The sequence below is a fragment of the Streptomyces sp. NPDC041713 genome, assembly GCF_055591085.1.
Genome location: NZ_JBVIZY010000011.1, coordinates 1 through 13,420, shown reverse-complemented (window position 1 = coordinate 13,420; position 13,420 = coordinate 1). Strand labels below are relative to the sequence as shown.

Sequence of the window (13,420 nt, the reverse complement as noted above, 5' to 3'; positions counted from 1 at the left end):
CCACCCCGCGTAAGGCGTGTACCCCGGGTCCTGTGAGTACGGGTACTGCGGGTAGGGCGTGTGCTGGGGGTGAGGAGACTGAGGGTAGGGATACTGCGGGTACTGCGGGTGCTGCCCCTGGGGGTACTGGGGATGTTGCGGGTACTGCGGGTTGTGGTGCTGCTGCGAAGCCTCAGGTATCGGCTGTGCTGCGGGATAGCCATACGGCCCCTGGGGCGTACTTTCCGGGGGTGGCGGATACGGGTAGGTCACTTCATAACTCCTGGCCAGCATGCACGTGTGACACAACGTCACCTTCCGGTCACACGCTACACAGGTGCTCGCCGGGGTGCTCCAGGGGGGAGCAGGCGACTGCACATTCTGACAGCCCTTCAGGCCCGAGGTGCGTCTGCCGTGGCCCGGCCCGCACGTAGCCGGGCCACGTGTACCAGGTCCCCATCGCTGGTCATGGTGGAGCCTCGGAGAACCGAGGCACCTATGCCGGTGCGAAGCTGGAGTACTTCGGCATTTGATAGGAGAAGAGAACCTGTGGTGACGCGCATTCCCCGCCATGGCTACCCGTCGAGCATCGACGTCGAGACCGATATCAACGTAGCCGCGGGCCTGAAGGCCATTACTGGGACCGCTAACCGGATGCTGGAGCGCATCGAGCGGTCGGAGCTCTCCCGCGAAGAGGCGTTGGACGTGACGCTCACCGTCGCCGAGGCTCGCTGCGAGGTCGACCCGGACGCCGAGGAGTTCGAGACCTGGGAAGCGTGGGTCACCGCCATGCAGCTGGGTTCCGCCCAGTTCGCCATGGCCACCGCGCCTGCGGGCAGCACCGTGACGTGCAGGATCAAGGAGAAGGAATGGCATCTTCCCGCCACCGGCCCTCAGCCGCATGTGAACGCCCATTCCTGGGTTCAGGCCTTCTACCTTGCGATGATCTGCCGTGAGAACGAGCGGCTGACCAAACTCGCTCGCGTGCCGGTCTCTCTGCTGCGTGAGTCGGGTGCGACGTTCGACGCGTACATCTACTTCTGGGTCGAGACTCTCCAGCGCTTCTGGCTGGGTCAGGAGGATGTGAGCACCCACTTGGCCGCCGCCGCGGACGGCACCGGCTCGGACTCGGCACGGTGCGTCGACCAGGAACAGATGTCGATGGTCCTCTATCCGCCGGTCATTCTCTTCCACCGCTACTTGCGCGGGGACCACGCTCAATTCAACGAGGCGCTCACGGACGCGATCAGGTGGCACAAGTCCTACTGGAGCGGGGACGACGACCGTGCCATGAGCAGCGAAGGCTACGTGGCTCTCGGCCCGCTGGCCATCGCCTGCCTGGCGCGGGACAAGGGCTTCCCCATCGAGGTCGACTCCGAATACCTGCCGAAGGCGGTGCTGAATTACGCCTGGGTGGACGAGATCGACACCTGATCCGGACGCGTGGCACCACCGCACTTCCGGCCTTGACCCCACCAAAGGCGTCGGCAAGATCGCTGTCGGAACGGCCAAAGCGCAACCGTGCCCTCGTGTGCAGGCATGCCGAGGCCGCGCAGAGGGCTTGATCGGTACCGGGACGGGCGCTGTTCTTCGGCGCCCGTCCCGGTACCTGTAATTCACCGAAAGAAGTCCGTGAACCCCCGCAGGATCTCCCGGCCATGGGGGCGGAATTCCAGGTGGGACTGGGAGCCCATGACGCGGCCGTTGCGAACGCAGAAATTCCACGGGCGCTTGCGCGGACCGGCCGATCACCCGGAACCGCTGCGGGGCCTCGCGCAAGTAGAGGGTGGGCCGTTGGAAGAGTGGGACGGTCGGGCGTACGTGGGCGAAGAGCGGTTCGTCGGTGTCGACTTGGACGTCGCTGCGCCCGACCCGCTGCGGCCCAGGGCAGAGACGGCCACCGGCGGCGACGGCGAGGAGTTGCATGCCTCCGCAGATTCCGAGGACCGGGACGTCCGTGTTCGCGAGGGAGTCGAGGAGGTCGAGGAGGCGCATGTAGTGGCCGAGGTCGTGGGCGCGTACCTTCGTTCCGCTGAGTACGACGGCCTGGGGGCGGCCCGCGAGCCGGGACGGCACGGATGCCGTATCGACAGCCGTCGTGCTGGCCCCCAAGTCGTCCAGCAGCGCGCAGAGTTGAGGAAGCGACAACGTACCGTTGTCGACGACCAGGACGTGCGGCCGTGGCACGTGTCCGCCTCCTCAGGCTCTGGTGACGAGGGTTCCCGTACGGGTGGCGAGCAGCGCCGTGACCGTGTCGTTGCCGATGACGACGCGTGGGACGCGCCGATCCAGCGCTTCGCTCGCGGCACGCAGCTTCTTCCTCATCCCGCCCGTGGCGACGGTGTCCCGAAGACGGATCGCGGCCTCTCGGGTGATGTGCCGCACCGGGCTGCCATCGACACGCAGATGGGGGACGTCGGTGAGGAGTACCAGGACCTGTGCGCCGACCGCCCCGGCGATGGCAGCCGCCGCCCGGTCGGCATCGGTATTGACCTCTCGACCGACCGTGTTGCGCGCCAGCGGGGTGACGACACAGACGTGGCCCGGACGCGCCCGCTCCAGGAGACCCGTGTTCACGCCCGTCGGTGGACCGACGAGGTTCTCCCTCTCCACGAGCCGGTTCCCCTGCCACCACAGACGTTCGCCCGGCCCGGCGCTGATCAGCCCGTCGCTGCCGAGCAGATGGTCCGCGGTCACCTCGCGTTTCGTGAGCCGCGCGAGGATGTCCGCACCCAGCGCCGAGCTGACGGTGTTGATGTCGTTGAGGACCTCGGGCGTGGTCCAACGGCTCTGGTTGCCATAGCGGTCGCGCAACATCGCGCCCGGGCTTTCGTGCCGGGGATCAAGTCGCCGCAGCGGACGGGACCAACCGTGGACGAGGATCAGCGGACGCCGTCTCGCGTGCCCGGCGAGAGCGTCCCACCAGAGTTCATCGAGGGTATTTGTTTCCTCACTCCGGTCGAAGGCTCAGGACGAGGTCGCGCGGCAGGCCATGCGTGTCGTGGAGGTAGTGCAAGTCCTCCTCGTCGAACGGGCCTTGGAACCGGGGGCGGGTCAGGATCTGGCGGCCGCGTTCCAGGAGCCGACGGAACCGCTGCTCTTCCTCGAGCAGGATCTCGCGTACGGCCATGGGGTCCATGCCCTGCCGGAAGTGATCGAGGGTGCGCCGGATCAACTGATCCGGCAGGTCTCCGACGGTGCGGGTGGGGTCCTCGCGCCACAGGACGGTGAGAAGTCGCCGCATCAGCCGACGCAGCACGTAGCCACGACCTGTGTTGCCCGGACGGACCCCGTCACCGATCACGACGACGGCCGACCGCAGGTGATCGGAGACGATCCGCTGCGACGTGTCGTCCACCTCCCACAGTCCCGGTACGAGCAGACGCCAGAGGGCGAAGACGTCGGACTCGAACACCGACGACGTGCCCTGGATCAGCGAGACCAGCCGCTCCAGACCCATGCCGGTGTCGACGTTGCGCTGTGGCAGCGGTACGAGCGAACCGTCGTCGAGCCTGCGGAAGCGCATGGTCACGTGGTTCCAGACCTCCACCCAACGGTCGTCCTGGGTGGGCGTCGACCGCGGCGGAGTGTCGCCTGTCCACAGAAAGATCTCCGAATCAGGACCGCACGGTCCCGTCGGGCCGTTGTCCCACCAGTTGTCCTCGACGGTCAGCTCCACCGGAACCCCGACCTCTCCCCAGACCTCCAGGGAGGAGGTGTCAGGGCCGACCCGGTCGTCACCGCCGAAGACCGTGGCGTGGATCATCCGTGGATCGACGCCGAAGCCGTCCGTGAGGAGGTCGTAGCCCCAGCGAAGGCTCTGCGGCCCCTCGTAGTCGCCCAACGACCAGCTGCCGAGCATCTCGAAGACGGTGAGATGGGTGGGGTCGCCTACTTCCTCCAGGTCGGTGGTACGGAGACAGCGCTGCACGTTGACCAGCCGCCGGCCGAGCGGGTGCGGTCGTCCCTCCAAGTACGGGGTGAGGGGGTGCATGCCCGAGGTGGTGAAGAGCACGGAGTCGTCGCCGGACGGTGGCATCAGGGTGGACCCGGTGATGCGCCGATGCCCGCGCTCCTCGAAGTACTCGACGAACGTGCGGACGACGTCCTCGGTGCTCACGGTGGGTGTGGTGCCCACGGTGGGCACGGTGGGGTCGGTGTTCATGGTGTGGCTCCTTCACGCATACGAGCGGGGAAGGCGCCGGACAACGGTCCGCACGAACAGGAAATCGCGGCAGGTGAGGGGCCACGGGATCATCGGCGGGCCGTTTCCGGTCGCCGATGGAGAGAGAAAGACGTCAGGCGGCGGCAACCGGCGAGCTGGTCGCTCGCGCGGCTGCGGTGAAGCGGGTGAGCCTCCACGGGAGGCGTCGGCCGATGACGTTCATGCCTCCGACGGTAACGCGCTCGGTCCACCGAGTCACATGATTTTCTGGAGGGGGAGGGGGAGGGGGAGGGGGAGCGGGAGCGGGGACCTGAGGAGGGGCGGGGCCGGACGCTCTGTACCGCCCCCCCCAACACCCAATCGGGCCTAGCGGGCGAGTTCCGCCGGCACGTTCAGACGCGTCAGCAGCTTGCCTGGGTTCGACACCGCATAGATCCGGGTGACCCGCCCGTTCTCATCCACGAGGCTCACCGCGGCCACCCGGCCGTCGAACTCGGTTCGCCCCGCAGGCGCGCCGTTGAGCGCGACGAGTGACACGGTCCGGCCGGGGCGGGCGAGGGACGCCGCCACCACCTCGGCCCCGCGGACCGGCACCAGAGCGGCGTGCGCGAGCCCGCCACCGTCGGCGACCAGGACCACTCAGGTGCCATGACCTCCATGAGCTCCTGTATCTGCCCGGTGCGCAGCGCGGCCATGAGGCGTTCGACCACGGCCCGCTGTTCCGACGGGCTCACCACACCAGCTGCAACCCACCTGGGTCGCGACGGCCATGCGCGCGAACGTCTTGAGACCCTCGTCCACCGTGTTCCACGTGACCATCTCGCCGGCGAACTCCGAGGTGGCGGTGGCGACGGCATGAGGGTGCCATGCGACCTCGACGGGCCCAGGCACGGCACCGAACCGCTCGGTCATCGTCTTGCCGCGCTCGGCGGGTGGGGCAGCCGCCTTCTCACCACCAGTGGACCTCGTCACCACCAGTAGACGGGGTAGCGCGGTGCGCCGGGGCGCGCGCAGGACGCGGCCCAGCCCGCGAGGACGAGCAGCACGCTGGAGCCCACGAGCAGGGGGACGAAGGTCGCGGGGTGCGGAGTATTGAGGACGATGACGACCGAGGTCGCGCAGGCGGGCGAGTGCGGGGTACGCGCCACGGTCATCACGGCGAGGCTGATCCCGGCGGCCATCGCGGCGGCCCAGGACGTACTGCCGGAGACGGCGAGAACCGCGTACCCGACGGCGGCACACAGCAGATGTCCGACGATCACGCTGCGCGGCTGGGCCAGCGGCAACCTCGGCGCGCCGTGAATGATCGCGGCGGACGCGGCGAGCGGAGGTATTAGCACGGGCTCGTGAATGAAGGAGCCTATGGCGACGAGGGCCAGCAGGACGGCGGTGGCCGCGCTGATGTTGTGCGCGACGGCGCCCGGCGAGGGAGGAGCGGGCGCGCGACCGGCGAGGCGGGTGCGGATCCGGGGGCGGGTGTGGATAGGGGAGGGGGCCGAGGGGAGGGGATGGGGGCCGGTGAGGACGCGGGAGCCGGTGGGTGAGGCCGGGGTCTCGGTGATTTCGTCGGTGCTCAAGACAGTGGTTCCAGGGCAGGGCCGACGGGAGACCCGGACGGCGAAGGCGGGGGGGACAGGATTCGGCCCGGCTTCCCTCGCGGTCGGCAGGGAACGTGGGCATCGGCGGCGGTCCGGGGGTCGGGATATCCGCGTACTCGCCACCAATTCTAGGAGATGCCCTTGAGTCGCTGCAGGTCAGGGTCTTGCTGCGCTCCGAAGGTGGGGTTCCGGCCGAGGTTCGAAGCGGCCTGAGAACCTCAACCGTCGGCGTGGCGCTGGCGTTTCAGATCAGCGGCGCCGGTGGCCGTCCGATGCGGGACTGTCCGGTGCGGGACCGCCGGACGCCAGGGACCGCCTGGTGCCAGGGCCTGCGGGGCGCCAGGGACCGTCCGGCACCAAGGTGTCGAGCACGGTCAGCAACTGCGGCGGCTCCACCGGGTCCGGCAGGGAGCCGAGTTCCGGCCACACGACCCAGGCGTACGTGTCCAGGCTGGCCAGCTCGTCAGGGAGCAACCCGGTCCGCGTAAGGGGCGGCTGCTCCTCGGCGAACCGAGCGACGAAGAAGTGTTCTGTCCCGATATGCCGCTTGCCGTTCCACCGCAGGTCGCGGTCGACGAGGACCGACCGATCCAGTACGGCGTCGGGATCAAGCCCGGTCTCCTCGGCCAGTTCACGCCGCGCCGCCACCAGCGGCGTCTCGCCGGGCTCGATGCCGCCACCGGGCGGTTCCCAGACCCACGTCCCGTCGAACGGGTCCCGCCAGCGCAGCAGAAGCAGGCGGTGGGCGGCGTCCAGGCAGATGACCCGGGCGGCGGGGCGGTGCGGTTGCGTTGTCTCCACCGTTCTGACGCTATGCGTTCCTCGATATATCGCTCAAGAGATCAAGAGATCAAGAAAGGAGCAGTTGCTCGATGTGTGACGGCACCGCATCGGGAGGAAGGAAGAATGAACGGCATGGCCATGGTGAAGGACCTCGATGTCCGCGGCATGCAGCACTGTGAGACGACAGCGCTGGGCGTGTTGTTGCGACATGAGGGCATCGACTTGTCCGAGCCCATGCTGTTCGGACTCGGCTCAGGGCTGTCCTTCATCTACTGGGACAGCAAGGCGATGGACTTCCCGTTCCTGGGAGGCCGGGTCAAGCCGTTCGAGCTCACCAGGAACCTGGCGGCCGAACTCGGGCTCGACCTGGTGGTCGCGGAGACGATGTCCGCGCGGAAGGCGTGGCAGAACGTGGTGGCGCCCATCGACGCCGGTCGACCGGTCGGCCTGCAGCTCGACAGCTACTACTTGGACTACTTCAGCACCAAGGTGCACTTCGCCGGCCATGTCGTGGCCATGTACGGCTACGACGACCAGGACGCCTACCTGGTGGACACCGCCCCGCAGGGCGGAGCCGTCTCGACCAGCCTGGGCGCCCTGGCCAGTGCGAGGGCGGAGCGCGGCCCCATGGCGGCAAGGCACCGTTCGTTCACCATCGCGGTGCCCGGCACCCTGACGTCACCGCAGGAACGGATCATTCCCGCCATCAAGTCCTGCGCCGAGGCCTTCCTGAATCCGCCTATCGCGAATCTGGGATACAGGGGAATCGAGAAGGCGGCCAAACAAGTTCCGAAGTGGTTGGAGCGGAGCGGCAATCCGGCGGAGGATTTGCCGCGGGCCGCTGTCCTGATGGAGAAGGCGGGCACGGGCGGGGCCCTGTTCCGGAACCTCTATCGGGACTTTCTCGCGGAGTGCGGGCAGTTGGTGGACAGCAGTCATCTGCGTACTGGCCACAGGCAGTACGCGGAGGCCGCCGACCTGTGGACGCAGGTCGCGGAACACATCGTGGTGGACTTGGCGCAGGCGGGATCTCTCCTCCGTGAACTCTCGCGTATCGAACGCGATGCGATGCGGGCGCTCTGCAGGCTCTGAGCGAGCGAGCTGATGGCCTCATTGTCAGCCGTCGGCCGTCGGCCGTCGGCCGTCGGCCGTTATCGGCGCCGGGGAGGCGCTTCAGCACCCAAGTCCGGCTGGCCCTGGCCGGTCGTTTCCGGTGCCGAGGTGAAGGAGAGGACCGGGGGCTTATGAAACCGGCGTGCCGGTTTTGAAGGATGCGTATCGCTGGACCCGTTCGATAGGGGATTCAAGCTCCCGTTTCTGCGGGGGTTCCAGGGGCATCCGAGTCTCTTTTTAGGTAGGCGGCCGATGGTTGGCGTACGAATCGGCTGGGCTAGGGGGACGCTGTGGCGGGGGCTGAGTTGGGTGGGGTGCGGGGGCGGGTGGCGGAACTGGTCGCCGTCCGGGCGCGAGCGGTAGCAGGGCCGGGGGAGGAGGCGACTCGGGCGCAGCGCGCCAAGGGCAAGTTGACGGTGCGCGAGCGGATCGAGTTGCTGCTGGATCCGGGGTCGTTCAACGAGGTGGGGCAGTTGCGCCGGCACCGGGCGACCGGTTTCGGATTGGAGGCGAGGCGGCCGCACACGGATGGGGTGGTCACCGGGTGGGGGACGGTGGAGGGCCGTACGGTCTTCGTCTACGCCCACGACTTCCGTATCTTCGGCGGCGCGCTCGGCGAGGCCCACGCCGAGAAGATCCACAAGGTGATGGACATGGCCATCGCGGCCGGTGCGCCGCTGGTCTCCCTCAACGACGGGGCGGGCGCCCGTATCCAGGAGGGTGTCAGCGCGCTGGCCGGGTACGGCGGGATCTTCCAGCGCAACACCAGGGCCTCGGGGGTCATCCCGCAGATCAGCGTGATGCTCGGCCCGTGCGCGGGCGGGGCCGCCTATTCGCCGGCGCTGACGGACTTCGTGTTCATGGTCCGGGACACCTCGCAGATGTTCATCACCGGGCCCGATGTGGTCCGCGCGGTGACCGGTGAGGAGATCAGCCAGAACGGGCTCGGCGGCGCGGATGTGCACGCCGAGACGTCGGGCGTGTGCCACTTCGCGTACGACGACGAGGAGACCTGCCTGGCCGAGGTCCGTTATCTGCTCTCGATGTTGCCGGCCAACAACCGGGAGAACCCGCCGGCCGTCCCGGCCGAGGACCTGGCGGACCGTGCCACAGGGGCGCTGCTCAACCTGGTCCCGGCGGACGGCAACCGGCCGTACGACATGCACCGGGTGATCGAGGAGATCGTCGACGACGGCGAGGTCCTGGAGGTCCATGAACGCTGGGCGCGCAACATCATCTGTGCGCTCGCACGGCTGGACGGGCAGACCGTGGGGATCGTGGCCAGTCAGCCGGCCGTGCTCGCCGGTGTGCTGGACATCGAGGCCTCCGAAAAGGCAGCCCGTTTCGTGCAGTTCTGCGATGCCTTCAACATTCCCCTGCTCACGCTGCTGGACGTGCCGGGATTCTTGCCGGGGGTCGATCAGGAACACGGCGGCATCATTCGACACGGTGCGAAGTTGCTGTACGCGTACTGCAACGCGAGCGTGCCGCGGATCTCACTGGTGCTGCGCAAAGCCTACGGCGGCGCGTACATCGTGATGGACAGTCAGTCGATCGGTGCCGATCTGACCTTCGCGTGGCCGACGAACGAGATCGCCGTGATGGGCGCGGAGGGGGCCGCGAACGTCATCTTCCGCAAGCAGATAGCGGCCGCCGACGATCCGGAGGCGGTGCGCGCGCGGGTGGCGAAGGAGTACCGGGCGGAGCTGATGCACCCCTATTACGCGGCTGAGCGCGGGCTGGTCGACGATGTCATCGATCCTGCCGCGACGCGTGAGGTGCTCGTCCGGTCGTTGGCGATGTTGCGTACGAAGCATGCGGATTTGCCGGCTCGTAAACACGGCAATCCGCCGCAGTAGTTCTCCGAGGAAGTTCTACGGCTGGGTGTGGCAGGACCGCGGTGCCCGCCTCGGGTTGCGCTCCTGCCCAGCGAAGCGGACCGAGCGGACCAGAGCGAAGGCGGACGGGCAGGGAGGGGTGTGGGTGTCGAGGGCGGAACGGGCTGCGCGTACCCGGGAGTTAGTGATGCGCGCGGGGGCGGAGGTGTTCGCCGAGGAAGGGTTCGTGTCGGCACGGGTCGGTGTCATCAGCAAGCGGGCGGGAGTGACGCCTGGAGCATTCCACTTCCATTTCGCGAACAAGCAGACTCTGGCGCGTGCGGTGGAGGCGGCGGCGCTGGTCGCTCTGCATCGGATCACGCGGGAGGCCGGGGAAGAGTACGAAGGCGCGTTGCGGCAACTTGTGGGGGCGGGGCACGGTCTGATGCGAGCCCTGGAGGAGGACGTGGTGGTGAGGGCGGGGTTCCAACTGGTGGGCCCGGCTCCGTGGCGGACCGAACCATTGGATCTGCGTGGTGCTTGGCAGGGCTGGGTGGAGGCACTGCTGGGCACGGCGCGGCGCGAGGGGACGCTGGCCGACGGGGTCTCGCCTGCCGGAGCTTCATCCGCTGTCGTAGCTGCCACGGTCGGTCTCGCGGCGCTGGGCATGAAGGAGTCCCAGTGGCTCTCGCAGGACGCGCTGTCCCAGTACTGGGACGTGATGCTCCCTTGCCTCGCCCCTTACCCCGAGGAACCCGCGGTTTCCTGACGCACGCGGCCACACTCCCCTCCGGGGCTGATCGCAAGACACCTCGCCTTGTTATGCGTCAACTTCGCGGGATGAGCCCTGCGCGTACGGCTCGGTCGTAGAGCAGCTGATGCCACTCGTTGGCGTCCGGTCCTGGGTGGGTGGTCAGCACGGGATTCGGGCCGGTTTCGATGAGGTGCAGGAGCGTCCAGGCGGCGCCGTAGCAGTCGTCCGGACCGAAGCAGGAGGCGAGTGCCTCGGCTTCCTCTCCCGTGACCGGCTTGGGGATCGCGTCGAGCTGCTGGACGCGCCTTTCGATTTCTCCATCGTTCGCGTCCCAGTCGGGGAGCGGGCCGCAAGCGATGAATGTCTGTACGTCAGGTCGCATGGGCGAAATGATCGGCTGGCGTCGCCACGGTGAGCAAGGCGACGTCACTGCTCACGAATCCGTCGCCGGGGGCGCGGGCGAGAGAGCGTTCTACTGAGGTGAGAGGGAATGTCGGTGCGCAGGAGCGGAGCGTTCCGGTCCGCAGCAGGGCAACGAGTACCCCGCGCCCGGAGGTGGTTATCGGCGGATCGCCGAGATCAGGCCGCCGGGCCGCTCTTCGCCCTGGGGCGGGCTGCTGAACGGACGGCCGTAGGCGGCAGCGCGCTCGCGCAAAGTGTGGCTCTCGGCCTCCCAGCCGTGCCCGGCCAGCCAGCTCACCGGGTCGTCGGGCATCTCCGAGACCCACATGGAGGCGGCCGACCCCGGCGCGGCGTCCGTACCGAAGCGTTCGATCGCGCCGCGCGAGCCCAATGTGAGACCCATGCGGCTGTCTGGCGCCGACTGCGCGCTGATCCGGGCCAGCAGTAGCTCCACCGCGTCCTCGGGCAGGTAGATCAGCAGTCCTTCGGCGATCCACGCAGTCGGCTCGGTTGGGTCGTGCCCCGCGGCGGCGAGCGCGGCCGGCCAGTCCTCGCGCAGGTCCACCGCGACGGCGATCCGCTCACAGCGGGCGACGGCGCGCTCCTGGCGCAGCACGGAAGCCTTGAAGTCGAGTGGTGCGGCGGTGTCGACCTCGAACAGCCGTGTGCCGTCGGGCCAGTCGATGCGAAAGGCCCGGCTGTCCATACCGGCGCCGAGCAGCACGACCTGCCGGACTCCGGCCGCGGAGGCCTGCTGCAACAGGTCGTCGAGGAACTTCGTCCTGATGACGATGGAGTACGAGACGGCCAGCCGGCGGCGCCGTGCTGCCTCGTCGTCGGGGGCCGGGGAGGAAGGCCACAGGCCGCCGGCGGCGGCGAAGGCCTGGGCCAGTGGGTCGCGGAACAGTGCGTCCTGCCGCTCGGTCTCGAGCGCCCGCACCCTGGCCACCCCTACGGCTGTCGCCCACACTCCGGAGGGCTGCGCCTGCTCCTGTTCACCTTCCTGCTCACCCTGCTGATCACCAGTCACCGCGCCAGCCTAGGTGATCGATTCCGAGGGGATCGGATGAGGGCCAGGGGTGTGCGTGACCAGCCAAAGGGGTGTGCGTGGCCAGCCAGTGGCCGCCATGTGTCCGGCTTGTGTGCTCTTGCGGTCCATTGGGTTCCCCGAGCAGAAACAGCGAAAGGTGGCTGTTTTAGTGGGCAGTTGGGCTGGTGCGTGGGTGGTGTGATGGTCGGTTGCGGGTGGGGACTGGGTAGAAACCAGCTGTGCGGTTTTCTATTGACAGGGGGTGGGGGGATCCAATTGACTTTGGGTGCGGTTGGGCGTGGTTTTGTGGTCGGGTTTTTTGATCTTTGTTTTTGGGGGTTGTTGTGGATATTGGGGTGCTGGGCGGGCTGGTGGTGCGGGTAGAAGGCAAATCGGTGGTGCCGTCGGCGCCGAAGCCGCGGCAGGTGTTGGCGGTGTTGGCGCTGCGGGTGGGGCAGTTGGTGCCGGTGTCGGTTCTGGTGGAGGAGCTGTGGGGCTCGGCGCCGCCGCGGAGTGCGCGGACGACGTTGCAGACGTATGTGTTGCAGTTGCGGGAGTTGATCGCGGGGGCGTTGGAGGGTGAGGCCGGCGGTTCGTCGCCTTCGGGGTCGGGGGTGGGGCGGCGTCGGGCGAAGGATGTGCTGGTGACGGTGCCGGGTGGCTACGTGTTGGCGGCCGGTACGGGCGCGGCAGTTGGTACGGGGGCTGGTGCAGGCGGAAGCGCCGGTGAGGGTGCCGAGGTTGGTGCGGTGTGTGATGTGGGGGTGTTCGAGGAGTGGGCGGGTTTGGGGTACCGGGCTTTGGACGGGGGTGACTTCGCAGGCGCGGCGGGCTGGCTGCGGCGGGCGTTGGGGCTGTGGTCGGGCGCGGCGTTTGCCGATGTGTCGCGTGGGCCGGTGTTGGAGGTGGAGGCGAAGCGGTTGGAGGAGAGCCGGTTGTGTGCGTTGGACCGGCGGATCGAGGCGGACTTGCGGCTGGGCCGTCATCGGGAGTTGTTGGCGGAGTTGACGGTGTTGGTGAACGGCTATCGCACGCATGAAAGTTTGCATGCGCAGTTCATGCTGGCGTTGCACCGGTCGGGGCGACGTGGCGAGGCGCTGGATGTGTACGAGCGGTTGCGGGCGAGGTTGGTGGACGATCTGGGACTGGAGCCTTCGGTCCGGTTGCGGCGGTTGCAGCGGTCCATCCTGATGGCCGGGCGAGAGGGGGCCGTGGTGGGGCGAGGCGGGGGGTCGTTGGCTGCTGCGGGGTAGTGCGGGGTTGGTGCTTTTGGCGCTTTTAGGGTTCCTGGTGCGGCTGGTGCGGGCGCTCTTCGGTCTGTTGAGGGGCTTCTCCTTTTGTGGTCTTGCTGGGGGCGGGTTGTGCTGCCCTGCCTCCTGCTCTTTGTGCGTTCCGACTTGTTGTGTGCTTAGTGGCCCGCGCGCCGACCGGGCGGTGTGGTTGGGGGGCAATGTTTCCCTGGTGGTCGTGTAGTCGTCGTTTGAGGCTGTTTGTTCCTGGTGTCGCGTGTCTAACGTGCTGGCGTGCAGGGCGTGGTGACGGTTTGTTAGCTGAGCCGGGTCTGTCTCGTGCCTGGCGCGGGTTGGGGGAGGGGGCTGGGTTTGGGGGTGGACGGCGTTTCGAATGCGGGGCGGATGGCCGGCGTCAGGGTTCTGGTGCGGGGCGGTGCTGTCGATGTGCCTTTAGACGCCATTTCATTTGGCGATTCGGCGGTGGCATATGAGGGTTGCCGAGATGGCGGTGAAGGCGAGGAAGTGTTCGGGCTTGCGTTCGTAGCGG

Annotated in this window: 11 protein-coding genes and 2 pseudogenes; 5 read left to right on the top strand and 8 right to left on the bottom strand. The window is 68.1% G+C overall.

Annotated features, from left to right (window positions below; genetic code table 11):
- The first annotated feature begins 528 nt into the window (after positions 1 to 528).
- Positions 529 to 1,413, top strand: a complete 885-nt coding sequence (locus tag ACZ6CV_RS28525) for an immunity 49 family protein (RefSeq protein WP_469253577.1) — start codon at positions 529 to 531, stop codon at positions 1,411 to 1,413.
- Between the two features lie 345 nt (positions 1,414 to 1,758).
- Here ACZ6CV_RS28525 and ACZ6CV_RS28520 read toward each other — a convergent pair.
- The 6 genes and pseudogenes from ACZ6CV_RS28520 to ACZ6CV_RS28495 form a co-directional block, all read right to left on the bottom strand.
- Positions 1,759 to 2,166 (bottom strand): annotated as a pseudogene (locus ACZ6CV_RS28520) (glutamine amidotransferase-related protein); the annotation flags it as partial.
- A gap of 12 nt (positions 2,167 to 2,178) precedes the next feature.
- Positions 2,179 to 2,874 (bottom strand): annotated as a pseudogene (locus tag ACZ6CV_RS28515) (amino acid kinase family protein); the annotation flags it as partial.
- Between the two features lie 55 nt (positions 2,875 to 2,929).
- Positions 2,930 to 4,144: an alanine--tRNA ligase-related protein gene (locus tag ACZ6CV_RS28510; RefSeq protein ID WP_469253575.1), complete on the bottom strand. Its 1,215-nt coding sequence runs from the start codon at positions 4,142 to 4,144 to the stop codon at positions 2,930 to 2,932.
- A 366-nt stretch (positions 4,145 to 4,510) separates the two neighbouring features.
- The gene (locus ACZ6CV_RS28505) at positions 4,511 to 4,783 is read right to left on the bottom strand and encodes a hypothetical protein (RefSeq protein WP_469253573.1); all 273 of its coding nucleotides are present in this window, start codon (positions 4,781 to 4,783) and stop codon (positions 4,511 to 4,513) included.
- A gap of 329 nt (positions 4,784 to 5,112) precedes the next feature.
- Positions 5,113 to 5,721: an HPP family protein gene (locus ACZ6CV_RS28500; RefSeq protein WP_469253572.1), complete on the bottom strand. Its 609-nt coding sequence runs from the start codon at positions 5,719 to 5,721 to the stop codon at positions 5,113 to 5,115.
- Between the two features lie 270 nt (positions 5,722 to 5,991).
- Complete coding sequence (locus tag ACZ6CV_RS28495) at positions 5,992 to 6,543, bottom strand: NUDIX hydrolase (RefSeq protein WP_469253570.1); 552 nt, start codon at positions 6,541 to 6,543, stop codon at positions 5,992 to 5,994.
- A gap of 114 nt (positions 6,544 to 6,657) precedes the next feature.
- Between ACZ6CV_RS28495 and ACZ6CV_RS28490 the strand changes: the two genes are divergently transcribed.
- The 3 genes from ACZ6CV_RS28490 to ACZ6CV_RS28480 all read left to right on the top strand — a co-directional run bounded on the left by ACZ6CV_RS28490 (position 6,658) and on the right by ACZ6CV_RS28480 (position 10,224).
- Positions 6,658 to 7,617 carry a BtrH N-terminal domain-containing protein gene (locus tag ACZ6CV_RS28490; RefSeq protein ID WP_469253935.1) on the top strand — a complete coding sequence of 320 codons (960 nt, stop codon included), beginning with the start codon at positions 6,658 to 6,660 and terminating at the stop codon, positions 7,615 to 7,617.
- Between the two features lie 311 nt (positions 7,618 to 7,928).
- Positions 7,929 to 9,497, top strand: coding sequence for an acyl-CoA carboxylase subunit beta (locus tag ACZ6CV_RS28485; protein ID WP_469253569.1), 1,569 nt, complete (start codon positions 7,929 to 7,931; stop codon positions 9,495 to 9,497).
- 118 nt (positions 9,498 to 9,615) lie between these two features.
- On the top strand, positions 9,616 to 10,224 hold the full coding sequence (locus ACZ6CV_RS28480; RefSeq protein WP_469253567.1) for a ScbR family autoregulator-binding transcription factor: 609 nt from the start codon (positions 9,616 to 9,618) through the stop codon (positions 10,222 to 10,224).
- Positions 10,225 to 10,282: 58 nt separating this feature from the next.
- Here the strand turns inward: ACZ6CV_RS28480 and ACZ6CV_RS28475 are convergent, their stop codons facing one another.
- Together ACZ6CV_RS28475 and ACZ6CV_RS28470 are read right to left on the bottom strand one after the other, a co-directional pair.
- Entirely contained in the window at positions 10,283 to 10,591 is a 309-nt protein-coding gene (locus ACZ6CV_RS28475) for a hypothetical protein (RefSeq protein ID WP_469253566.1), read from the bottom strand.
- 177 nt (positions 10,592 to 10,768) lie between these two features.
- Positions 10,769 to 11,581 (bottom strand): class I SAM-dependent methyltransferase, encoded by an 813-nt coding sequence (locus ACZ6CV_RS28470; RefSeq protein WP_469253934.1) that lies wholly within the window; start codon positions 11,579 to 11,581, stop codon positions 10,769 to 10,771.
- Between the two features lie 404 nt (positions 11,582 to 11,985).
- Between ACZ6CV_RS28470 and ACZ6CV_RS28465 the strand changes: the two genes are divergently transcribed.
- Entirely contained in the window at positions 11,986 to 12,894 is a 909-nt protein-coding gene (locus tag ACZ6CV_RS28465) for an AfsR/SARP family transcriptional regulator (protein ID WP_469253564.1), read from the top strand.
- The last annotated feature ends 526 nt before the right edge of the window (positions 12,895 to 13,420 follow it).